The sequence below is a fragment of the Thiorhodococcus drewsii AZ1 genome (assembly GCF_000224065.1).
GTDB classification, from domain to species: Bacteria; Pseudomonadota; Gammaproteobacteria; order Chromatiales; family Chromatiaceae; genus Imhoffiella; species Imhoffiella drewsii.
Genome location: NZ_AFWT01000019.1, coordinates 37970 through 60720, shown reverse-complemented (window position 1 = coordinate 60720; position 22751 = coordinate 37970). Strand labels below are relative to the sequence as shown.

17 protein-coding genes are annotated in these 22751 nt (G+C 62.5%); 9 read left to right on the top strand and 8 right to left on the bottom strand.

Annotated features, from left to right (window positions below):
• Positions 1–10 precede the first annotated feature (10 nt).
• Positions 11–2131, bottom strand: coding sequence for a TonB-dependent receptor plug domain-containing protein (locus THIDRDRAFT_RS13960; protein ID WP_007041508.1), 2121 nt, complete (start codon positions 2129–2131; stop codon positions 11–13).
• 495 nt (positions 2132–2626) lie between these two features.
• On the opposite strand from THIDRDRAFT_RS13960, the gene rsxA reads away from it, so the two are divergent.
• From rsxA to THIDRDRAFT_RS13930, 6 genes are all read left to right on the top strand, one after another.
• Positions 2627–3208 carry an electron transport complex subunit RsxA gene (rsxA, locus tag THIDRDRAFT_RS13955; protein WP_007041507.1) on the top strand — a complete coding sequence of 194 codons (582 nt, stop codon included), beginning with the start codon at positions 2627–2629 and terminating at the stop codon, positions 3206–3208.
• An 11-nt stretch (positions 3209–3219) separates the two neighbouring features.
• Positions 3220–3789, top strand: a complete 570-nt coding sequence (gene rsxB / locus THIDRDRAFT_RS13950; protein ID WP_007041506.1) for an electron transport complex subunit RsxB — start codon at positions 3220–3222, stop codon at positions 3787–3789.
• A gap of 15 nt (positions 3790–3804) precedes the next feature.
• Positions 3805–5370, top strand: a complete 1566-nt coding sequence (rsxC, locus tag THIDRDRAFT_RS13945; protein WP_007041505.1) for an electron transport complex subunit RsxC — start codon at positions 3805–3807, stop codon at positions 5368–5370.
• 95 nt (positions 5371–5465) lie between these two features.
• A complete protein-coding gene (gene rsxD / locus THIDRDRAFT_RS13940) occupies positions 5466–6506 on the top strand; it encodes an electron transport complex subunit RsxD (protein WP_007041504.1) in 1041 nt (346 codons plus the stop codon).
• Positions 6503–7153 carry an electron transport complex subunit RsxG gene (gene rsxG / locus THIDRDRAFT_RS13935; RefSeq protein WP_007041503.1) on the top strand — a complete coding sequence of 217 codons (651 nt, stop codon included), beginning with the start codon at positions 6503–6505 and terminating at the stop codon, positions 7151–7153. The genes rsxD and rsxG overlap by 4 nt, the downstream gene beginning before the upstream one ends.
• Positions 7153–7866 (top strand): electron transport complex subunit E, encoded by a 714-nt coding sequence (locus THIDRDRAFT_RS13930; protein WP_007041502.1) that lies wholly within the window; start codon positions 7153–7155, stop codon positions 7864–7866. Before rsxG ends, THIDRDRAFT_RS13930 begins: the two co-directional genes overlap by 1 nt.
• On the opposite strand, the gene THIDRDRAFT_RS13925 is transcribed toward THIDRDRAFT_RS13930, so the two are convergent.
• Positions 7848–9959 carry an ATP-binding protein gene (locus THIDRDRAFT_RS13925; RefSeq protein ID WP_007041501.1) on the bottom strand — a complete coding sequence of 704 codons (2112 nt, stop codon included), beginning with the start codon at positions 9957–9959 and terminating at the stop codon, positions 7848–7850. The two genes, THIDRDRAFT_RS13930 and THIDRDRAFT_RS13925, sit on opposite strands and share 19 nt — an antisense overlap.
• A 140-nt stretch (positions 9960–10099) precedes the next feature.
• On the opposite strand from THIDRDRAFT_RS13925, the gene THIDRDRAFT_RS13920 reads away from it, so the two are divergent.
• On the top strand, positions 10100–10990 hold the full coding sequence (locus THIDRDRAFT_RS13920; protein ID WP_007041500.1) for a phosphoribulokinase: 891 nt from the start codon (positions 10100–10102) through the stop codon (positions 10988–10990).
• 54 nt (positions 10991–11044) lie between these two features.
• On the opposite strand, the gene THIDRDRAFT_RS13915 is transcribed toward THIDRDRAFT_RS13920, so the two are convergent.
• The 6 genes from THIDRDRAFT_RS13915 to THIDRDRAFT_RS13890 form a co-directional block, all read right to left on the bottom strand.
• Positions 11045–13219 (bottom strand): putative bifunctional diguanylate cyclase/phosphodiesterase, encoded by a 2175-nt coding sequence (locus tag THIDRDRAFT_RS13915; protein ID WP_007041499.1) that lies wholly within the window; start codon positions 13217–13219, stop codon positions 11045–11047.
• A complete protein-coding gene (gene ercA / locus THIDRDRAFT_RS13910; protein WP_007041498.1) occupies positions 13203–14360 on the bottom strand; it encodes an alcohol dehydrogenase-like regulatory protein ErcA in 1158 nt (385 codons plus the stop codon). Before ercA ends, THIDRDRAFT_RS13915 begins: the two co-directional genes overlap by 17 nt.
• Before the next feature lie 152 nt (positions 14361–14512).
• Complete coding sequence (gene recQ, locus THIDRDRAFT_RS13905; RefSeq protein WP_040844897.1) at positions 14513–16708, bottom strand: DNA helicase RecQ; 2196 nt, start codon at positions 16706–16708, stop codon at positions 14513–14515.
• An 86-nt stretch (positions 16709–16794) separates the two neighbouring features.
• Positions 16795–17646, bottom strand: a complete 852-nt coding sequence (locus THIDRDRAFT_RS13900) for a CpsD/CapB family tyrosine-protein kinase (protein ID WP_007041496.1) — start codon at positions 17644–17646, stop codon at positions 16795–16797.
• Positions 17634–19412, bottom strand: a complete 1779-nt coding sequence (locus THIDRDRAFT_RS13895; protein WP_007041495.1) for a GumC family protein — start codon at positions 19410–19412, stop codon at positions 17634–17636. The genes THIDRDRAFT_RS13900 and THIDRDRAFT_RS13895 overlap by 13 nt, the downstream gene beginning before the upstream one ends.
• 434 nt (positions 19413–19846) lie before the next feature.
• Positions 19847–20083, bottom strand: a complete 237-nt coding sequence (locus tag THIDRDRAFT_RS13890) for a DUF2934 domain-containing protein (protein WP_007041494.1) — start codon at positions 20081–20083, stop codon at positions 19847–19849.
• A 205-nt stretch (positions 20084–20288) separates the two neighbouring features.
• Here THIDRDRAFT_RS13890 and THIDRDRAFT_RS13885 point away from each other — a divergent pair, with 205 nt between their 5' ends.
• Positions 20289–20840, top strand: coding sequence for a DUF2760 domain-containing protein (locus THIDRDRAFT_RS13885; protein WP_007041493.1), 552 nt, complete (start codon positions 20289–20291; stop codon positions 20838–20840).
• Positions 20837–22681: an Hsp70 family protein gene (locus tag THIDRDRAFT_RS13880; RefSeq protein WP_007041492.1), complete on the top strand. Its 1845-nt coding sequence runs from the start codon at positions 20837–20839 to the stop codon at positions 22679–22681. Before THIDRDRAFT_RS13885 ends, THIDRDRAFT_RS13880 begins: the two co-directional genes overlap by 4 nt.
• The last annotated feature ends 70 nt before the right edge of the window (positions 22682–22751 follow it).

Sequence of the window (22751 nt, the reverse complement as noted above, 5' to 3'; positions counted from 1 at the left end):
GTCGAATCCCTCAGAAACGGTAGCGCGCACCTAGATAGGCATAGGGGCCGGGATCAGACCCCAGCGCGGTATCGATCTTCTCGTCGAGCAGATTGTCGATACCGCCGTACAGTTCCACCCCATGCAGCGTCGGCGGATTATAGCTCGCCTTGAGATGGACCAAGGTGTAGCCGGCGACCGTTTCGATGCCGTCGGTTCCCGAATAACGCTGCTCGCCGGTATAGGTCAGGATCGCCTGCAGCAGCCAATCGGCTCCAGGGGAATAATCCATCGTTACGTTGGCCAGGGTTTCCGGGGTATCGAGCAACGGATCGCCGGTACTGCGGTTCTCGGTATCCAGATGGGTGAAAGCAAGACGCGCCCTCAGATCATCGGTCAAACCGATCGAGCCCTCGGCCTCGACACCCCGGATGCGCGCCTCGCTGATGTTGCGGAAGGTGTTGTAGATCATGAGACCCGTACGCTCGCGCACCCTCTCGATACGGTCCTCGACCTTGGTCTGGAAGAGCGTGACGCCATAGTCCCAGCGCGTGGTTCCGCCGGCCATCCCGACCTCGAATGTGTCGCTGGACTCGGGGTCCAAGGTATGGGCGCTGGTCTTGCCCTGATCAGGGGCGATCACCTCGGCCCCGAGCATCGGCACGCCCTGCGGGTTCACCTGATTGACATAGAGGCTGCGGTCATCCGGGGACTTGTAGCCCTGGGAAAAATTCGCGCGAATCCGGGCCAAGGGCGAGAGCGCCCAAACCCCGCCGGCCTGAAAGGACAGGTGCGAGCCACCCACCGAGTCGTCATCGTAACGCGTCCCATAGACAACGTTTAGACTCGGCAAGAGTTGCCATTCATCCTGCAGGAAGACGGAATCGAAGGTGCGCGTATCGAGGTCCATCGCGGTCGAGTCGACCTCCTTGTCCCGGTGCTCAAGACCACCGACCAAGGTGTGAGCGGCATTCGGACGCCAGACGGCGGTCAGCTCGTTGGTCCATTGGGTCATGGTCGAGCGGTTCACCGAACTCGCCGATGCATCCCGCGTGGAATAGCCGAGATCAGCATAGTGGACGGCGTAGACCACGCGATCCTTCTCGTAACGGCCATAATGCAGTCGATAGCTCAGATCCAACCCTTCCATGACCGACCAATCCAGCGTGACGGCCGTATCCATCCGATCGTTGTCGTCGAACTGAGTGGCCGGAATGCTGGCCGCCTGGATGCGCTTGCCCGCAGCGCGGTAGTTGGTCGCGTAACGGCTACTGACATAGGTGCCCTCGCGCTCTTCGTGCATGGCATTGAGGTCGAGGGTCAGTTTGAGATCGGGGTTGAAGCGCCATTCCAGGGTACCGCCAACGGTGTCGACGTCCGCCTGGTCACGGTAATCGACGTCGACCTCGTAGCTGTCTGGGAGTCCCTTACGGATCATCCCGTTCGGATGCGAGGACGGCGAAATCAGGGACCCGGATCGCGGCACCTTGACCCACGCTCTTTCGCGCTCGGAATAGGGCTGGCGATTCAGATGGCTGGCATAGAGACTGAATCCGAACTGCTCGCCCCCTCCGCGCAGATCGGCCGAAAAATTGGCGCGCTCGCCATCGCCACGATCATTGGCGCCATACTGGATGTCGACGCTGCCCTCCAGCCCTGTCGTCGGCCGCTTGGTGATGATGTTGACCACACCGCCTAGCGCATCGGCACCATAGAGCATGCTGGCCGGACCGCGCACGATCTCGATGCGCTGGATCATGGAGGCAGAGATCCGCTCCAGCTCGAAGGTATTGCTGAACTCGCCCTGGATGCGACGACCGTCAAGCAGATAAAGGGTGTCCGAGCCACCGAGACCGCGGATCTGGAGATTGCCCCCCGAGGGGCTGACATAGAGTCCGGGGGCCAAATCCAGCACGCCGCGGAGCGTAGTGGCCCCCGATGACAGGATATCCGCCTCATCGATGACCTGAGTCGGCGCGGGCGTAGTGGCGAGAGCGTGCTCGGTCCGGGTCGCGGTCGTCACATAGACGGTCGGCAGAGCCACTGATTCGACCTCGGCATCGGCGAGGGCTGGCCAGACACACCCCATGGCGAGCAACGCAAGGGCGCCGCTCGGCCGATCACCGATGGAGATAGACGAGGAAGACTTCATTGAGGATTCTCCGGATGCCAGATTAGGTCACGGCCGCCGAGACATGCGCGAGCGGAACGCTGATCGGACCGTTCCGGACCAGCCCAATCCCCCGTCGAACGGGGCTGGAGCAAACCCCCAGGGGTGATATCCGAAACGGACAGCGCGCATTAAATCACAACCATTATCATTTGCGATTGATGATTTTCAATGCAACAAGCATCCAAACCGGACATATAGACGCACAGAATCGCAAGCCTCGTCCCAGACTCTGGGCACCGATGTACCAGCCCTCCATGACGCTCTAGGGCGCTCGAACATTGGGGTTCGAGAGACAATGCCTGCTTTCTGAGTTAAACACGCAGGATCACGGATAACCCTACGGAATCTCGGTTGTAGCCATGGTGCACTGGGCGTATCCTTCGCGGTCCTGAGCAATCCGGCCAGCCCCGAGCGAAATCGCCGGAGCGATATCGTCAACCACTCAACGCCCTCCGCACTCACGCCTGTGTCCGCATGACTGAATACGCACTCATCCTGATCGGCACCGTGCTGGTCAACAATTTCGTGCTGGTCAAGTTTCTCGGACTCTGCCCTTTCATGGGCGTCTCCAAGAAACTGGAAACGGCGACCGGAATGGGCCTGGCGACGACCTTTGTGATGACGCTCTCATCCGTCATCACCTGGGTGGTCAACCAGTATTTGCTCGAACCCCTGGGTATCGGCTATCTGCGCACCATCGCCTTCATTCTGGTGATCGCCTCGGTGGTCCAGTTCACCGAAACCGTCATGCACAAGACCAGTCCGGTGCTCTATCAGCTGCTTGGAATCTTCCTGCCCCTGATTACGACCAATTGCGCCGTGCTCGGGGTCGCCCTGCTCAATCAGCAGTCGCAGCACACCCTGGTCGAATCGGCGCTCTATGGTTTCGGCGCCGCGATCGGCTTCTCGCTCGTGCTGACGCTGTTCGCCGCGATCCGCGAGCGGGTGGCCGTCGCCGATGTGCCAGAGCCCTTTCAGGGAAGCGCGATCGCCCTGATCACCGCCGGACTCATGTCGCTCGCCTTCATGGGCTTCGCCGGTCTGGTCGCGAACTGAGGCCACGTTTCATGCTGACCGCTATCCTGGCTATCGCCGCACTTGCCGTCCTTTTCGGTCTAATGCTCGGCTATTCGGCGATCCGCTTTCACGTCGAGGGCGATCCCATCGCCGACCAGATCGACAGCCTGCTGCCGCAGACCCAATGCGGACAATGCGGACACCCAGGCTGCCGCCCCTACGCCGAGGCGGTCGCGCGCGGCGATGACGACATCAACAAATGCGCCCCAGGCGGCGAGGCGACCATCCTGGCGATGGCGGATCTGCTTGGACGCGAGCCAGTGGCGCTGGACGCCGAGGAAAAGCTGCCTGCGGTCGCCTTCATCGACCCCGAGCGCTGCATCGGCTGCACACTCTGTCTGCAAAATTGTCCGGTGGACGCCATCGTCGGCGCGGCCAAGCAGCTGCACGGCATCCTCTCGAAGGAATGCACCGGCTGCGAACTCTGTCTGCCGCCCTGCCCGGTGAACTGCATCAGCATGGTCCCGGTCACCGAGGAGATCTCCGGCTGGCGCTGGCCCTTCCCGAGCACCCCGCTCAAAGAAACCGCCAAGTCCCAGCCCGAACGCGCCGCCGCCTGACGCGAGGAAACCCGATTGGCCGTTGCACATTCACTGATCGCGAACCGCCGTCTCTGGACCTTCCACGGCGGTATTCACATCCCGGACGAGAAATCCCTGTCGAATGGCGCGCCCATCGCGCCCATCGCGCTTCCGTCTCGTCTCGTCGTTCCGCTTCAACAGCACATCGGCGCCCCGGCCCGCGTGATCGTCGCAGTCGGCGAACGGGTTCTGAAGGGCCAGATGATCGCCGAACCCACCGGACTGGTGAGCGCGCCCGTGCATGCGCCGAGTTCTGGAACACTGGTCGCGATCGAGTCGCATCCGATCCCGCACCCCTCGGGGCTGATGGCTCCCTGCGCCATCATCGAAACCGACGGCGAGGACGCCTGGGCCGAGCTGCCTCCTCCGATGACCGACTATCCGCAACTCGATCCGGAGCTCATCCGCGAACGCATCCGCTGGGCCGGCGTGGTCGGGATGGGCGGCGCCTCCTTCCCGACCAGCGTCAAGCTGAGTCCGGGCACAGACCGCCACATCCATACCCTGATCATCAATGGGGCCGAATGCGAGCCCTATATCAGCTGCGACGACCGCCTCATGCGCGAACGCTCGGGGCACATCTTCGAGGGTGTACGCATCATGCACCACCTGCTCGGGGTCAAGCAGGTGCTGATCGGGATTGAGGACAATAAGCCCGAGGCGATCGAGGAGATGCGGCTCGCACTGGCCGAGACCGACATGCACACCTACACGGAGATCGTGCCCATCCCGACGCTCTATCCCAGCGGCGGCGAGAAGCAGCTGATCCGCATCCTGACCGGCAAGGAGGTTCCGACAAAGGGCATTCCGGCCCAGGTTGGCATCGTCTGCCAAAACGTGGGCACGGCCGCAGCCGTTGCGGATGCCGTGCTGGAAGGTCGTCCGCTCGTCTCGCGCGTGGTCACGGTAACCGGCCGGGCCATCGCCAATCCACGCAACTTGGAGGTTCCGATCGGGACCCCGGCCTCCGACCTGATCGCGCACTGTGGCGGCTATCGCGAAACACCCCGCAAACTGGTGTGCGGCGGCCCCATGATGGGCTTCGCGCTGCGTGACGCCGACACCCCGATCACCAAGGCGACCAACTGCGTCCTGGCACTCACCCCGGAGGAAAGTCCGGCCCCGGGTCCCGCGCTTGCCTGCATCCGCTGCGGACGCTGCGCCCAGGCCTGCCCGGCCAATCTGCTGCCACAGCAGATGTACTGGCATGCCCGCGCCAAGGACCTGGATCGGGTGCAAGACTACAACCTGTTCGACTGCATCGAGTGCGGCTGCTGCGCCCAGGTGTGCCCGAGCCACATCCCCTTGGTCCAGTACTATCGCTACGCCAAGACCGAGATCTGGTCCCGCGAGCAGGAAAAACGCAAGTCCGAGCAAGCGCGCGCCAGACACGCGGCCAAGCAGGCCCGATTGGAACGCCAGGAGCAGGAGCGTCAGGCCAAGCTGCGCAAGCAAAAGGAGGCGCTCGCCGCCAAGGCCAAGGCCCAGGCCAAGCCAGAGACGGCCGCGAAGCAGCAGGCCAGCGCCGCCTCGCCAACCGAGACCGCAAACGATTCCTGAGACCCGGGCGGCCGGATACGCGGAACGCCCCCAGGATCCCACTGACTTTCCGGTGACACAGACCCTATTCGCCGACGATGCCCTCCGTTGAATCCATGAAGACATTCATCGCCTCCTCTCCCCACGTCGCACGGGTCAACCGGGTCGACAGCATCATGCTGCAGGTCCTGCTGGCCCTCGTGCCGGGCATCCTCGCCATGATCTGGTTCTTCGGCTGGGGGCTGCTGATCAACATCCTGCTCGCCGTGACCTTCGCCGTCGCCGCCGAATGCACCGTCATCCTGGCACGGGGACGCTCGCCGCTCCCGGCCATCGCCGATCTGAGCGCCGTCGTCACCGCCGTGCTCTTCGCCATCTCGGTGCCGCCCATCCTGCCCTGGTGGATGACGCTCTTGGGTATGCTGTTCGCCATCGTGCTGGTCAAGCAACTCTACGGCGGCATGGGCTACAACCCCTTCAATCCAGCCATGGCCGCCTACGTCTTCCTGCTGGTGTCCTATCCGGTCGCCATGACCAATTGGCTCACCCCGACCATGCTGACCGAGCACCATCTATCCTTTACGGAGTCGCTGCGAATCATCCTCGACGGATCCCTCCCCCAGGGTCTGAGCTGGGATGCCGTGACCTCGGCCACCCCGCTCGACGAGATGCGCGGCAAACTGGATCGCAACCTGACCATGGGTGAGATCCGTCAGAGCCCGCTATGGGGCGCCTTCGGTGGACGCGGCTGGGAATGGGTCGCGGCCTGGTTCCTGCTCGGCGGGATCTATCTGCTGTGGAAGCGGATCATCACCTGGCACATCCCTGTGTCCCTGCTGTCGAGCCTGCTGGTCTGCGCCACCCTCTTCTGGGCCATCGAACCACAGACCCATCCCTTCCCGGCTTTCCATCTATTCAGCGGGGCGGCCATCCTCGGCGCCTTCTTCATCGCGACGGATCCGGTCACCGCCTGCACCACCACACGGGGACAGATCATCTTCGGAGCCAGCATCGGCGCGCTCGTCTACGTGATCCGCACCTGGGGCGGCTATCCGGACGCGATCGCCTTCTCGGTCTTGCTGCTCAATATCGCCGCCCCGATGATCGACCACTACACCCAACCACGCGTCTTTGGGCATGGGGGAAAACGCGGATGAAGACCAAGACCATTTTGCTTGCCGGATCCGTACTCGGCGCCTTCGCGGTCGGTGGCGTCACAGTGGTCGCCGTGACGCACGAGGCGGTGACCGACCGCATCGCCGACAACCAGTATCAGGCGATGCAGCGCAAGCTCACCGCCATCCTGCCAGCAGGGGCCTCCGACAACGACCCGCTACGCGATCACATCGAGGTCGAGGCCAAAGATCTGCTCGGCAGCGATGCCACCCAAGTCTATCGGGTCCGCCACGGACAAGACCCTGTCGCCGTGGTCCTGGAACCCGTGGTGCCCGACGGCTATGCAGGTCCGATCAGACTCCTGGTCTCCGTGATGCACGACGGCACGCTCGGCGGCGTGCGGGTTCTCTCGCACCACGAGACACCTGGTTTAGGGGATAAAATCGAGGAGCTCAAGTCCGACTGGGTCTACGGCTTCAAGGGCAAATCGCTGAACGATCCGCCGCTGGAACAATGGGGCGTCAAACGCGACGGCGGCGCCTTCGACCAATTCACCGGTGCCACCATCACCCCGAGATCGGTGGTGAACGCGGTCAAGAATACGCTCATCTACGTCCAAGAACAGGGCGAGCGGCTGTTCGAGCAAGCCGCCGAAACGCCGCAACAGATCGCTGGAGGCCAAGACTGATGAAGGCTTCGCAAGGTTACGCCGGGCTCGTCGAAGAAGGGGTCTGGAGCAACAACCAGATGCTGGTCGGTTTGCTCGGGCTATGCCCGCTGCTGGCGACCACGACCTCGGCCACCAACGGACTCGGCATGGGACTGGCGACGACCGTGGTCGTGGTCTGCTCGAACGCCACCGTTTCACTGGTGCGCAACCTGGTCCGGCCCGAGATCCGCATTCCGGTCTTCGTACTGGTGATCGCCTCCTTCGTCACCCTGGTCGAGCTCATCATGCAGGCCTTCTTCTACGAGATGTACCTGGTGCTCGGGCTCTTCATCTCGCTGATCGTGGTCAACTGCATGATCATCGGTCGCGCTGAGGCCTTCGCCTCCAAAAACAGCGTCGACCGCGCGTTGGTGGATGGACTGGCGGTCGGACTCGGTGCCACGCTGGTCCTGACCTCGCTCGGCGCACTACGCGAGCTGGTCGGACAAGGTACCATTTTCAACCAGGCGGACCTCTTGCTTGGTGAAGCCGGCAAGCATCTGACCCTCTACCTGAGCGACGACTATCAGGGCGCGCTGATCGCCATCCTCCCGCCGGGCGCCTTTATCGGACTGGGAATGATGATCGCGCTGAAGAACGTCATCGATAAACTGGCCAAGCGCCTTTCCGGTCTGCGCCGCGCCCGACCGGTCCCCTCGACGACGCAGCCAACTCAGCCCGCCACCGGCTGAGCGACCAGCGCCAGACGCTCAATTGTCTGGCGTAGCGCCTCCGGACTGACGGGCTTCACCAGGAAGCCCGCCATTCCAGCCGCCAGACAGTCTTGCCTGACCTCTTCCGAGGCGCTCGCCGTCAGGGCGACGATCGGCAGAGGATGGTCGGCGCGCTCGGCCCGATAGCGTCGGACAAAGTCGATTCCACCCAGCTTAGGCATGTTCAGATCCACGATCGCGATGTCGTAGACGCCCTTCAGTGCTTCCTTCAGCGCGGTCTCGCCATCGCTGAAACGCGCGTATGGAAACCCCATCCGGGAGAGAAAGGCGGTCAACACCTTGGCCGCGAGCGGGTTGTCTTCGGCGACCAGGACCCGGATGCCGCCCGCCGACTCGGTCTCGACCAAGGCCGATTGCATGTCCCGATCCCGAGCCATGACGCTCTCCGGCAGACGCCCCATCAATGCACTGGCGCGCCGCAGCAGATCCTCGGCCAGAAACGGCTTGTTCAAGTAGCTCAGCGTATCCGCGCGAGGAATGGGACGACGACCGGCATAGGTGAGCAAGAGACAGGGCGGCTCGGCAGCCAACGCCCGACGGACCTCGGACAACTCCGACGCGAGATCGCACCCGGTCGGCGGATCGCCGATCACGAGCAGATCGCAACCCCCTGCCCCGCGCGCAATTTTCTGGGACTCGGCCGCACTCGATAACACACAGCCGGCCGACTCCAAGGCGTCCTGGACACAAGCACGCTGCAGGTCATTGCGTTCGATCACCAGCACGCGCAATCCGGCAAGACCCCAATCCACATCCGGCGCCAGCGGCAGGTCATCGACTTCGACCAGCGGCAGCCGGACCGAGAACCGACTTCCCCGACCCTCCTCGCTTGCGACCTCAATCGAACCGCCCATCAGACCGGACAGATCGCGCGCGATCGTGGTACCGAGACCCGTGCCGCCGAAACGGCGCGTGGTCGAATCATCGACCTGCGTAAAACGCTCGAAGAGTGTGTCGAGCTTGTCGGCCGAGATACCGATCCCGCTGTCAACGATCTCGAACAGCAGCCGCGCCCCCATCCGATCCGCCTCGGGCGACTCTAGACTCAGGCGCAGCAGCACCTGGCCTTGCGGCGTGAACTTGATCGCATTCCCCACGAGATTGAAGAGGATCTGACGCACCCGCAAGGGATCGCCCATGACGGATCGCGGCACCTCGCTCTCCACGCGGCACACGAGTTCGAGCCCAGCCTCCAGTGCCTTGCTGGAAACGACGCCGCACACCTGACGGACCAGGTCGCGCGGATCGAATGGAATGCGTTCGAGCACCAGCTTGCCCGCCTCGATCTTGGACAGGTCCAGGATGTCGCCAACCAGCATGGCGAGCGCATTCGCAGCCGTGTCGATATCACGGAGATGCTCGCGCTGCTCCGCGTCGAGGCGCGTCGTCTTCAGCAGTTCCACCATGCCGACAAGCCCGGTGAGCGGGGTGCGCAGCTCATGGGTCATGACAGCCAGAAAATCGCTCTTCGCCTTGTTGGCCCGCTGGGCCTGATCACGGGCCTCCTGGATCTGACGCAGCAGCGAAGACTGATAGAGCGGTAGCAAGATCAACAGGACCAGGAAAAAGGCCGCTTCATAGGTATGACGCTCCCATTCGTCGAGTTGAATCAACACGAAATTGTAGGCGACGACCGCGACCAGGGTTGCCAAGATCAGGTGCCTCCGACCGAAACGGGTGCCGGCCGAGATGAAGATGAGGATATAGAGGAGATAGAAGGGACTGATGGCATCCTGGGTAATCAAGATCGCCAGACTGACGACGATGACGTCGAGCGATAGCGCCAGATAACGCCGCACTCGCCATCCAGGGTGCCGGATGACGCTAACCAACAGGGCCAGACTGGTCAACAGATAGATGCCGAAGACCGTGAGATAGAGCGAGACATCGATCCGGTAGTAGTGGGTCCAGGCCGCAAGGCCGATATAGGCCGCGCCGAGAACGCAGGTGACCAAGCGTACCAGCGCGGATTGCAGATCGGGATTTGCAACGACATCGGCCCTGAGTCCGGAGCCGATTCGAACCCGCTCGCTCGCGACATCGAAAGCCATTTCACGCCCCTCAAGCGACCGACCTGAACGGCGCGGAGGACAGGTTTAGGCCCGCGACGTTCATGATATATTAGGCCATCATTGGGATCTAATGATACACACAAAGAATACGAATAATAGCAAGAGAACGGGGAGACAACATGTCGAAAAAACATCCTATCGTCGCTGTCACCGGATCGTCCGGGGCGGGAACCACCACAGTCAAGCGTGCATTCGAGCATATTTTCTATCGCGACGGCATCAGTGCAGCTGTCATCGAGGGCGACAGCTTCCATCGCTACGACCGCGTGACGATGAAGGCCGAGATGGCGAAGTACACGGAACAAGGTAGCAGCCTCAGCCACTTCGGCCCCGCAGCCAACCGCTTCGACCTACTCGAAGAGCTGTTCCGCGACTACGGTGAAAGCGGCACCGGCAAGCAGCGTTACTACATCCACAGCGACGACGAGGCGCAAGAGCACAACGCCCGCCTCGACACCGATCTCAAGCCGGGCCAGTTCACCCCCTGGGAGGAACTTCCCGGCAACACGGATCTGCTCTTCTACGAGGGGCTGCACGGCCTCATCGTCACCGAGGAGGACAATATCGCGCAGCATGTGGATCTCGGCGTCGGTGTGGTTCCGATCGTCAACCTGGAATGGATCCAGAAAATCCACCGGGATAATCTGGAGCGCGGCTATTCGGCGGAGGCCATCGTCGATACGATCATGCGCCGTATGCCCGACTACATCCGCTATATCACACCGCAGTTCTCGCTGACCGACATCAACTTCCAGCGCGTTCCGACCGTCGATACCTCAAACCCCTTCATCGCCCGCGACATTCCGACGCCGGACGAGAGCTTCGTCATCATCCGCTTCAAGGATCCGGAAAAGCTACAGGTGGACTTCCCTTACCTGCTGTCGATGATCCACGACTCCTTCATGTCGCGGCGCAACAGCATGGTGGTGCCTGGCGGTAAGATGGGAATGGCGATGGAGATCATTCTCCAGCCGATCATCGAGCGCATGATGGAGGCACGCAAGGTCTAACCCGGCCCCCACGAACGCCCGAGGGCCGAACCGGCCCTCGGCACGGATACCCTGCTACGCGGATCCGAGCGAAAGCAGTCCGGCATCGCCGGATAGGCGTCGCTCAAGCGCATCAACCGACATCGGGCGCCCCAGGAGATACCCCTGGGCACGGTCACATCCAGCCTCGCGCAGCCAATCGAGCTGCTCGACTTGCTCGACACCCTCCGCAACCACCTCCAGATCCAGATGCCCCGCGAGCGCGATGATGGTCTCGCAGATCGCGGCATCCCCCCTGTCTTCGAGCAGGTCGCGCACGAAGGAACGATCGATTTTCAGCTGCCCGACAGGAAAACGCTTGAGATAGACCAACGACGAGTAGCCCGTACCGAAGTCGTCGATCGAGAGTCGAATGCCCATCGCCTTCAAGTCCGCGAGCGCCTGTAGCGTGAGATCCCGGTTATCCATCAACAGGCCCTCGGTCACCTCGAGTTCGAGCACCTCGGGATCCAGACCCGAGTCATCCAGGGCGGAGCGAACCACCTCGATCAGTTCTGCCTGCTGGAACTGGACCGGGGAGAGATTGACCGCCAGGCGCAGCTCGGGCCATTGACCGGCACGCCATGCGGCGAGCTGGCGGCAGGCGGTGCGAAGAACCCATTCGCCAATCGGCACGATCAGCCGCGACTCCTCTGCCAGCGGGATGAAATCCCCAGGCAGCACCAGACCGCGCTCGGGGTGATGCCAGCGCAACAGGGCCTCGACAGCCGCGAGCCCTCCACGGCGCAGATCCATCTGAGGCTGGTAGAAGACCTCCAGCTCATCGCGCTCGACCGCATGCCTCAGATCCCGTTCCAGTTGCAGCAGGGTGGTGACATGGACGCGCATCTCATTGCGGAAGAACTCGAAATCGTTCCTCCCCCGCCGTTTCACCTGATACATGGCCAGATCGGCATGCTTGAGCAACGTGTCACTGTCCGTGCCGTCATCCGGCCCGATGGCGACGCCGATCGAGGGCGTGACCGAAAGCTCGTGCCCCTCGAACAGACAGGGCTCGCTCAAGGCGCTCAGGAGCATGTTGCAGACGCGCACCACCTCGGTCGGCCCCTCGATGTACGAGAGCAACACGATGAACTCATCACCGCCCTGCCGCGCGACCGTATCCGAGGTGCGCAACCGGCCACGCAACCGCTCCCCGATGGCACAGAGCAAACGGTCGCCGACGCGATGCCCGAGCGAGTCGTTGATCGTCTTGAAGCGATCCAGATCGATGAAGAGCACGGCGAAACGCCGACCGTCGCGCCGCGCCGTCGCCAGCAGCTGTGTCAGACGGTCGATCAGCAGAAAACGGTTGGGCAATCCGGTCAGGAAATCGTGGTGCGCCATATGCTGGATACGGGCCTCATTTTCCTTGCGTTCGCTGATGTCGGAGAACATGGCGACAAAATTCTGCACCCGCCCCCGATGATCGCGGATCAGGCTGAGCGACAGCCACAAGGGATAGATCTCCCGATTCTTGCGCTGGCTCCAGAGCTCGCCCTGCCAGGAATTGTCCGCCTTCAGGGCCTGGCGCGCGGAGCGAAAGAATCCTGGATCGTGCCTGGAACTGACAAAGGCGTGCATCGGCCATCCCATCACCTCGTCACGCGCGTATCCCGTGATGGCCTCGAAGGCATGGTTGATCTCGACGACGCGCCCGCGCCGGTCACCAACCAGGATACCCTCGGCGCTGTCGGCGAAGACCCGAGCGGCAAGACGCAGACGCGACTCGGCTGCAACGCGCCGGGTCGCGTCGCGCCCCAGCAGAACGCCGTAGAGCACGCCATCGAGATCGGCGGCGCGACAGACCAGATCGAGGTGTCGCGGGGCATCGCCGGCCTGCAGCGCAACCTCATGATGCAATGACGGCGAACCGCCGGACGCCTGTTCGCCGACGAGTTCGGCGAGGATGACCTCGGCATGGCTGAAACCGAGCACGTCTAGACGCTGGCCGATCACACCATCCAGTGGCAGATCCAACAGCTCGGCGGCGGCCGCATTGGCGTCGATCACCTGCCCGCTCGGCAACGCGACCAGCAGGATCATCTCTCCGGCGCAATCCAGAAGGGCACGAAAGCGTTCGAGCCGCGAGAGGCTACAGCGCAGCTGCGGATAATAGTTCTTGCGGAACGAGCGCTCACCGAGCCCGATGATGCGATTGCGCTGAAGCTCCCACAATAACTCATCGTCCAATTCAGAGAGCTTCAGCATAAATGACCTTGATGTCCGCCAGGACTGCGCGACGCGGATTGGTGAAGATACAGGCATCTCGGATCACGGGCGGCGCCAGCTCGGCGAGATCGCTCCGAGAGACCCCTCGCTCGGCGAGTCCACCCTCGATACCGCAAGCGGTGCGCAACGATCGCAATGCCTCCAGAAGCGCCTCCCGCTGAGAGACGCTGGATTCCCGCTCCTGCGCGACCCCCAGAGCCTGCGCGACACGCACATAGCGTTCCTCGGCGGCAGCGTAGTTGAATCGAATCACATGATCGATCAGCAGCGCATTGCTCTCGCCGTGCGGGAGATCCAAAAAGCCGCCCAGGCTGTGCGCCATAGCATGGACCGCACCCAAGCTGGCGTTTGAAAAGGCCAACCCCGCTTGGAGACTGGCCAGCATCATGTTCTCGCGCGCCGCCAGATCGTCGGGGTCGGAGACAGCGCGGCATAGATTGTCTTTGACGAGCGCGATGGCCGCGAGCGCATGGATATCGACCACCGGCGAGCTTGCCGTCGAAACGAAGGCCTCGATGGCATGGGTCAGTACATCGAGCCCGGTACAGGCCGTCAGATAGGGATCCATGGTCAGGGTGACCTCCGGGTCCACCAACGCAATGTCGGGAACCACGGTCTTGCTCACGATCGCGGTTTTGCAGCGACGCTTAAAGTCATTGACGATAACGAACTGGGAAATGTCGGCAGCGGTTCCCGCAGTCGTCGGAATGCAAATGAGCGGCGGCCCAGGCAGCGAGATGCGATCCACCCCAACATAGTCCAGAATGTGTCCGCCATTGCCGACGACGATGCCGATAGCCTTCGCGGAGTCGATGACGCTGCCGCCCCCGATGGCGAGGATAACGTCGCACTCCTCGCGGCGGTAGACGTCGACGCCCGCCATGATCTCGTGATCGCGCGGATTGGGAGTGATTGCACTGAAGATGCAGATCTCCAACCCGATATCCTCGATCACTGGCATCAGGTCGTCGATCCAGCCGGCCGCGATGATGCCCGGATCGGTCACCACCAGCAGACGTCTCGCCTGGAGGTTGAGCGCGTAATAGCCGGCGCGTCTCCGCGATCCAACACCGAAGATGAATTCGGGCGCCACGAATTTGCGCATCTCGTAAAGCGGCATGAAAGGCCTCTTGGCGGGAAGCTGAGTGGGTGTCCGACCTCGTCGCGCGGCAGTCAGGGGGAAGGGTCGGCCATCGACATTTCGAGTCTAGCAGGATTCGCCGCAGCCCACGGAACCGCAGGCTCGGCACGCCCATCGCAATCGGCTACAGGCTAGCGCTTACACAGTCCGGCGCGCATGCATCGCAGCAGACCGTAGTCGTAACGCCCCTCGAAAAGATCGTAGATGGGCTTCAGAGCCGAGACGGTGCCTTCGGCAAACTGGTCGAAGGCATGCTCGATCTGGCGCCGCTCATCGGCATCGAGCGTCACCACCTCATCGAGGCTCAGCTCGTCCTCCTCGATACAGCGCGAGAGATGGGTATAGATGGTGGTCAGCTTGAGCCCACGACGGCTCGCGATCGCCTCTGGATCCAAGCCCTCGCGAAGCAGATCGACCGTCTCCCGAATGGTATCGCTGAGGCTCGCGTCCCGGGCCAGCGCCCGACGCGGCGCCGAGGGCAGTCGAGGCACAGCGGATGGGCGGCCATGCCGGACCTCGTGATCGGCCAGCACCTGCAAGAAACCAGTACCGAAGTGCTCCAGCTTGGCCTGACCGACACCACTGATACAGCTCATCTCGTCGAGATCGCGCGGACGATAGGTCAAGAGTTCGCGCAGGGTCGCATCGTTGAAGATGACATAGGCCGGCACGTTCTGCTCTCGGGCCAACTCGCGGCGATGCGACCGAAGCGACTCCCACAGTTCAGCGGCCTCTGGATCGCTCGGCGCAAACGCGGTAGAGGAACGGCCTCCGCCCGAAGCCTTCCGACGCTCCGGATCGCGCCGCAGTCGGATGCTGGTCTCGCCGCGCAACAATGGCCGGCTGCGCTCGGTCAGCTTCAAGGCGCCGTACCCCTCCATGTCGACCTCGATCAGCCCGGCCGCGACCAGTTGGCGATAGACCGAGCGCCACTGATCGGCGCTCAGATCCTTGCCGATACCGAAGGTGCTGACCTGATCGTGACCGAAACGTCGGATGCGCTCCAGATCTTTGCCAAGCAGTACATCGGCCAGATAGGCGCTGCCGAAGCGCTGCCCCGTGCGATGGATACAGGAGAGCGCCTTGCGCGCTGCGAGCGTCCCGTCCCAGGTCTCCACCGGCTCCAGACAGGTATCGCAATTGCCGCAAGGGGCATCCAGGGTCTCGCCGAAATAGTTGAGCATGACCTGGCGCCGACATTCGGTGGTCTCGCAGTAACCGAGCATGCCGTCGAGCTTGTGCATCTCGACCCGCTTGAAACGCTCCTCGGCCTCTGAGTCCTCGATGATCCGCCTCAGCATCACCACATCGCCCAGGCCATAGGTCATCCAGGCGTCGGCCGGAAGACCGTCACGCCCCGCGCGCCCGGTCTCCTGATAGTAGGACTCCAGACTCTTGGGTAGGTCCAGATGGGCGACGAAGCGGACGTCCGGCTTGTCGATGCCCATGCCGAAGGCGATGGTCGCCACCATGACCACCCCTTCCTCTCGCAGAAAACGGGCCTGATGCGCGCGACGTATCTCGGCCGACAGCCCCGCATGATAGGGAAGCGCCGAGAAGCCGTGCGATTGCAGGAAGGTCGCCGTCTCCTCGACCCGACGCCGCGACAGACAGTAGACGATACCGGCATCCTGCGGGTGCTCGCGGCGCAGAAAGGCAAGCAGTTGCTGGCGCGGACCGTTTTTCTCGACGATCCTGTAGCGAATGTTCGGTCGATCGAAGCTGGAGACGAACTGGCGCGCGCCTTCCAAACTCAGACGCGCCAGGATCTCGTTGCGCGTGGGCGCGTCCGCAGTCGCGGTCAGTGCGATCCGGGGCACGCGAGGCCAACGCTCCTGGAGCAAACCAAGCTGAATATATTCGGGTCGGAAATCGTGTCCCCATTGCGAAACGCAATGTGCCTCGTCGATCGCGAAGAGCGCGATCTCGACCCGTTCGAGCAGACCCAGAAAGCGCTCCGTCATCAAACGCTCGGGGGCGACATAGACAAGATCCAAGGCGCCATCGAGCATGTCTTGCTCGACCGCGCGCGCCTGATCCGGGGCCAGGGATGAATTCAGAAAGGCCGCCCGCACGCCCAGCTGACGCAGTGCATCCACCTGATCCTGCATGAGTGCAATCAGCGGCGAAACCACCACGCCGACACCAGGGCGGATCAATGCGGGGATCTGGTAACACAGCGATTTGCCACCGCCGGTCGGCATCAGGACCAAGACATCCCCACCACCGACCACTTGATCGATGATCTCGGCCTGAGCGCCGCGAAAGCGGTCGTAACCGAAGACGCGGTCGAGGATCTGCAGCGCGGATTCGACCACCCTCGTCATCTCCTCAAAAGGTACGCTTGAATCATGCGTGCGGGTATCGATCGAACGCGATTGCAGCTCGACCAGGTGCGATCGAGCACGAGAGATCAGTAGTAACCGGAGACATCGCCGACCTGCTCGGCCTTGTTAAGCACGATTCCGATGAAATTCTTGTCGCCGAGAAGCTGGTTCGCCTGTTCCAGCTCCGATTTGCTGACCTTGCCGTCCTCGACGACCAACATCACGGCATCCACATAGGGCAGAAAGGCGATGACGTCGTCCCCGGCGAAAAGCGGCGGCATGTCGAACAGGATGAGGCGATCTTCGTAACGCTCCTTGAGCTCCCGAACCAGTTGGACGAGCTGTGGCGAGGACAACATCTCAGACGAATGCGTGAATGAGTCGTGTCCGGGCAGGACGACCAGTCGATCGATACCCGGATTGATGAGCAAATCGGCCAGATCGACACCATGCGTCAGATGATCGCTGATCCCCTGCGTCGGCCCCTCGCTGAAATAGCGCCCGATCGAGGGACGCCGCAGATCCAGGTCGACGAGCAGCACCGTCTGATTGACCTCCCTGGCAAGACTGATCGCCAGATTGATCGAGGTGATCGTCTTGCCGTCCCCGATCCCTGGACTGGTCACCGCCAACGTCTTCCAGCCGTTCGCCCGCATGCGCTGCAACACATGGGTTCGCAGCACCTTGTAGGCATCGGCGATCGGATCCACGCCATCGGCCAGGATGACGCGTCGTTCGCGCATGGCATCGGCGTCGACATCGAGGGTCGCGGTATGGGTGTAATCGACCTTGGCGTCACTCGCCGGCGGCCGGGGTTGCGTCCGATGGGCGAAGCGCGAGCCACCGGCCTTCTGTCGTTCCGGTCGCCCAGCGGACCCTGCCAGCGAGGCCTGACGTTCGGCCCGAGCACGCTCCATCGCCTTCTTCAAACGTTCCATAAGACAACACCCAAGGTGGTGGATTCGGACAGCATCAGGAGATCGAGCCTTCGCATCAGGGTAAACCAGAGGACATCGAGCGGCATCACCAGGAAATGGAAGAGCAATGCACCGAGCACCAGGGCAGCGAAACTGCCACCAATCAAATAGATGAAGCGCCGCTTCCTGCGCTCCCGATCCTGCGTCGTGTCGATCCGAGGAATGAGTGCCAGCACAGGGATCTTGGTCACCGACTGGATGGCACGGGGCCCATGCAACCCCTTGTCGAGCCCCTCGCGCAACGCGATGTTTCCGACTCCACCGGCGATCGCAAGCACCAAGCCCAGCAGCGCGATCGCCAGACGATTCGGCTTGAAGGGTTTCTCTGGAACCAGCGGCGGCTCGATCAACGAGAAGCGCTCGCCCTTACGATCCCGTTCGAGTGCCTGGGCCAGCTCGGCCTGCAACGATTTCTCGCGAACCTCTTTATACTTGCGCGAGGCGTTCTCGTAGTCGCGGGTCAGGGCACGGTATTCCTGCTCGATCTTGGGCGCGGCCTTGATCCGCTCCTCATACTGGGCGAGCTGTTGCTCGAGCTGAGCGTGCGCCTTGGTCAGCGAATCGATTTCGATCCGGGTCGAGTCCAACTTGGCAAGTAGCTGGACATAGGCCGGATTGTTGGACGCGGCCGCCAAAGTATCGCCGTTGAGAGCGGCCTTGCGCGACTTGGCCAGCTGAGATTTGGTCGAGTCGATACTGCGCCTGAGCGCGACGACATCCGGATGATCGTCCGAATACCGCTTGCGGAGCGAGGCGAGCTCCTTGTTCAGATCGGCCAGTCGCGCCTCGATTGCGCCAGTGCCCGAATCACCGATCATCTGCTGCAATGACGCAATCTCGCGCTCCATCTGAATCCGGTCCGGATGCTCGGGCGAGTATTTTTCCTTGATGCGCACGTACTGCGCCTGGAGCTGTTCCAGATACCCTTCCAAACTGGCGCCACCGGACCCGGCTGCGGTCGGGCTGAGCTGAGCCAGCTGGGACTCCAGATAGATGGCCTGTTGCTCGAGCGTGCGTTTGGATTGGGTGTTGTCGCGCAACCGTTCCTCGGTGCGCATCATGAGTTCGCGGTTGAGCGACATGAGTTCAGGAAGGTTGTCGCCGTTCTTCTCCTTGAACTCCGCGAGACGCGCCTCGAGCGTGCTGATCTGCTGTCCGAGCCGGTCGGCCTCGGCCTTGAGGAAGGTCGTCGCCTCGTTCGCCGCTGCCGTGCGCCGCTCCAGATTCTCGCTCAGGAACAGCGAGACCAATTCGCTGGTAACCTTCTGAGCCACAGCCGGGGAGGCGTCCTCGAACGCGAGCGAAAAGGCGATGGTCGCCTCTTGGGGACGACCGCTACGCGGGTCCATAACATCGGCGCTGATCATGTCGAGCTGGATGCGCTTACGCATCTCCTCGACCGCCATGTTGATGCTCTCCTTGGCACGGATCTCTGGGTAGAGGTCGTAACGCTCGATCAGCTTACTGAGATTGGCCGTGGTCATCACACGTTGACTGATGACCTGGATACGCTGATCGGCATAGCCCGTCACGGTGGTACGCACCAGATCGTCGGGGATCTCCTGACGCTCGATCAGGATGGTCGCGCTCGAACGATAGGTCGCCGGAATCAGCAACGCCGCCAACACCGCGATCACCGACAACAGCAGCATCGGTACGATCAGCTGCCATTTACGTCGCCGCAAAATCGCCAGATAGTCTTCAAGCGTTAATAACTGTTCGTCCACTCAAGCCCCCTGGATAGCGCACAGACGCGCCAGCGATCATTAGAGACGCCAAAGGCGTTGCGCGACGCACTCATTCAGGCGCCACCGATTCGACACACAGCCCAAGACGATGGATTCGAATCTTTGGCGGACCAACCGGATAGACTGAGCCGCCAGTTGAATCCTCGGTCAGCACCCGCGGAAATCACACTCAGGTCCGGGAGCCCATTCTAGCAGGCATCACCTCAAGCCGAAGATCACGCGCGGACTGCGACATTAGCAAAGGGATACACGCGGTTGACAAATCGACAAGTAAATAAGAAACTTATTATGTACTGAAGCTTCACGGCTCCAGTACACTCCTCCATCCTCCTTTGGTGGTAATTTTGAGAGCGCGGCGCTTGTCGCGCTTCTTTTTTTCCACACCCAGCAACACATCGAATCGATCTCGCGCCTCACGACTCTTGGATGACCAGGGCGTTGCGGATGGCCACGCTACGTCTCTCGCGCTCCATCGAGCGATCGAGCCGACGCTCGGCGATTAGGGCATCGATCACGCGCTCGGCGGCGAACCAATCGGACTCCGCTTCCTCGGAAGAAAAACCTCGACACTCGGCGAGATAATAGGCCGCGATCTCGATCATCTCGTGTCGTTGCTCAGGCGTCGGCGAGTCGTTCGGATCCACGTTCATATCTTGGTAACTCCAATTGATCATCATCGGGTGAGGCCGACGTTCAGAATGGGCCCGGATTATGCCACGCACCAGGATGCCCATCGGAACCGCCAGCTCGATCCAGGTCGAGCCTCGCCGCCTGGCGGGTTAACATGGATGCCATCGCGCATCGCCATTCGACCCTCATTCCACGTCTTTCCCCGTTTTCGAAGAGGAACCATTCATGTCTGCACGGGCGCCGTCCTTCCTTCGAAGGACCTTCATTGCCTTCCGCTGTTTTCGACGCGTACTCAAGGATCCCAGCTTCGCGCAATCGGTCGCGTCGCTCGCGGCCGGAGATCCGCCACATCCCGCGTCGCGCCCGGCCGCGCCGGCATCCACCCCGCCCTCGTCATCGGCCCCCGACTCGGCGCTGCTGCTGCTCGGACTCCTCCAGAAGGAAGGTCGCCTGGTCGATTTCCTACATGAGGACATCAAGGGCTATTCCGATCAGGAGGTCGGCGCAGCCGCTCGGGTCATTCATCAGGGCTGCCAGCGCGTGCTACAGGAATGCCTCGTAATCGCACCCGTTCGCGACGAACCAGAGGGTAGCCGCGTCACCCTGGCAGCCGGTTTCGACGCCGCCTCCATCCGCCCGACCGGCAACGTCGTTGGCAGCCCGCCCTTCAGCGGCGCGCTCGTCCACAGAGGCTGGCGCGTGGTCGAGACCCGGCTGCCGCACATCACCAGCGGTCACGATCTGAGCATCCTTGCTGCCGCGGAGGTCGAACTGTGAGCCAAGCACGCTTCGCCATCGGCATCGACCTAGGAACCACGCATTGCGCACTCTCCTTCGTGGACTCGCAGACGAGCGAGGGCGAGAACATCGTCCAGGCGATGCTGTCGATCCCCCAGCTCGTCTCCGCCGGAGCGGTCGAGTCGCGCCCCTTGCTGCCCTCATTCCTGTACCTACCGCATCAGGACGAATTCAAACAGTCCGATCTGGGTCTGCCTTGGCAGGACGACTCGACGCGGATCTGCGGAGAACTGGCACGCAGTCAGGGCTCGAGCACCCCGATCCGACTGGTTTCCAGCGCCAAGAGCTGGCTCTGCCATCCCGATGTCGACCGCAAGGCCCCCATCCTTCCGGCCGGGGCCCCGGACGAGATCCCACGGATCTCGCCCTTCGAGGCCAGCATCCAGTATCTGGCCCATCTGCGTAACGCCTGGAACGGATTACATCCCTACGCACCGCTCGACCAGCAGGAAGTGACGGTCACGGTACCGGCGTCATTCGACCCAGCCGCGCGCGAGCTGACCGCCGAGGCGGCCAAGGCCATCGGCATCGAGCACCTGGTTCTGCTGGAAGAGCCGCAGGCGGCGCTCTACAGCTGGGTCAACGACAGCCAAGGCGACTGGCGCAATCAGGTGCGTGTCGGCGACGTTATCCTGGTCGTCGACGTGGGCGGCGGCACCACGGACCTCTCGCTGATCGCGGTCACCGAAAACGAGGGCGCGCTGGAACTGACCCGCATCGCCGTCGGCGAGCACATCCTGCTCGGCGGCGACAACATGGACCTGGCCCTGGCCTATCTGCTCAAGAACAAGCTCGCCCAGACGGGGGTCGAGCTGGATCGCTGGCAGCTGCAGGCGCTCACCCACGGCTGCCGTCAGGCCAAGGAGGCCTTGCTGGCCGACCCGGATCTCGAGCGCATGCCGGTGGTGGTACCGAGCCGAGGCTCGCGCCTGATCGGCGGCAGCATCCGCACCGAACTCACCCGCGACGAGGTACACAAAAGCCTGATCGAGGGTTTCTTCCCCGAGGTGGACTCGGACAGTCGCCCGGCCAGCCGCTCGCGCGGCGCACTGACCAAGGTCGGTCTCCCGTACGCCCAGGACCCGGCCGTCACCCGACACCTCGCCGCCTTCCTGGGACGCCAGGCCGGTGCAACCCACGACCTGCCAGGCTTCCTGGACCAACCGGAGCACGCCAACTTCATCCGTCCCACGGCCGTGCTCTTCAATGGCGGCGTCTTCAAATCCTCGGTGCTGCGCGAGCGCGTGCTGGACATTCTCAATCAGTGGCTGGACGCCGAGGAGGCACCCGCCGCGCGTCTGCTGGAATCCCGCGATCTCGATCTGGCCGTCGCGCGCGGCGCAGCCTTCTACGCCCATGTCCGTCGGCACGGCGGCATCCGGATCCGGGGCGGTACCTCGCACACCTATTACGTCGGCGTCGAAAGCACCATGCCCGCCATTCCGGGCATGGACCCCGAACTCCAGGCGCTGTGCCTGGTCCCCTTCGGCCTGGAAGAAGGCTCCGACCCGGTCGCGCCACCGCAGGAATTCGGACTGGTGGTCGGTGAACCGGTCCGCTTCCGCTTCTTCGGCTCCAGCGTGAGACGCGACGATCAAATCGGCGAACTGTTAGAGGAATGGAACGAAGACGAGCTAGCTGAACTCGACGAGATTCAGACCACCTTGAACGCCGAGGACCGCAAAAAAGGAGAGGTAGTGGCTGTGCGGTTACAGGCAGCCGTCACAGAGGTGGGTACGCTAGAGTTGGCCGCAATCTCTGTCGATGGCAGCGGCGAACACTGGAACGTTTCCTTCAACACAAGGGGGCATACGGTCTAACAGCCGAATAGATTGAGCCTATAGACATTCAGTGTAATAATCGTGCGCCCTCTGATGCAATCTGATTTCC